A 1,249-nucleotide genomic window follows, 5' to 3' on the forward strand; every position below is an offset into this window, starting at 1 on the left:
ATTCTGTTGCTTATATCATGTATACTTCAGGAACTACAGGATTGCCTAAGGGAATTTCTATTAGTGATAAAAATGTAGTTACTCTTATTAATGATCCATCGAGTAAGATTTCAATTAATTTTTCGGATCGGGTGCTTCAATGGTCTAATTATGGATTTGATGGTTCAACCTATGAGATTTTTGGTAGTTTGTTAAATGGAGCTACCCTTTATTTAATAGATAACTCTACAGCTTCGGATGCAAAAGCTTTATCACAAGTTATAGATAAAGAAAAGTTAAGTGTTATTTTTATAACTACGGCATTGTTTAATTCTATGGCAGAGTCTGATTTATCTTTATTATCTAGTTTGAGGATTTTGTTATTTGGAGGAGAAAAAGTTTCGATATCTCCTGTCCGAAAAATGTTATCGGCATTGGGTGCAGATAGAATATTACATGTTTATGGTCCTACTGAAACAACAGTATATGCTTCATGTCAAGTAATTTGTAATATATCAGATACAGCAGAAACAATTCCTATAGGTAAGCCTCTTACTAATACAAGTTTGTATGTTTTAAATTCTTCTCTGGATTTATTACCTATAGGAGTTGTTGGGGAGTTATGTATCTCTGGAAGTGGTGTTTCTAAAGGATATTTGAATCAAGAAACATTAACAAATGAGCGGTTTATAGCGAATCCTTTTAAAGAAGGAGAGAGAATTTATAAGACAGGCGATTTGGCTCGTTGGTTGCCAGATGGGACTATTGAATTTGTGGGTAGAGTAGATGATCAGGTCAAGATTCGTGGATATCGTATAGAGTTAGGAGAGATCGAGAATGTTTTATCTTCTTTGCCAGAAATAAATCAATGTTGTGTTTTAGTTAAAGAAGATAGAAGTGGTAATAAACGTTTAGTAGGTTATGTAGTTGTTAAAGGAGAGCTAAATAGGGAAGAGATACAACGATATTTAAAATTAAGTTTACCAGAATATATGGTTCCTAAATTATGGGTGGCTTTAGATACAATACCATTAACTAATAATGGAAAATTAGATAAGAAAGCATTACCAGAACCAGATAGTTCTGAATTATCGACCCAAGAATATGTTTCGGCAAATACAGAACTAGAATTTCAACTGATAGATATTTGGCAAGAATTATTGGAAATAGAACGCATAGGAATACATGATAATTTCTTTGAGTTGGGCGGACATAGTTTATTGGCTACTCGTTTGGTATCTAAAATTCGTAAAGAATTATCTATAGAAAT

General features: G+C 32.5%; 1 protein-coding gene. It reads left to right on the plus strand.

What is annotated here, in order from left to right; all coding sequences use genetic code 11:
• Positions 1 to 1,249 (plus strand): non-ribosomal peptide synthetase (locus H527_RS22720; RefSeq protein ID WP_035089093.1); only part of this gene is annotated, 1,249 nt, incomplete at both ends.

Source organism: Aquimarina muelleri DSM 19832 (assembly GCF_000430665.1).
GTDB lineage: Bacteria > Bacteroidota > Bacteroidia > Flavobacteriales > Flavobacteriaceae > Aquimarina > Aquimarina muelleri.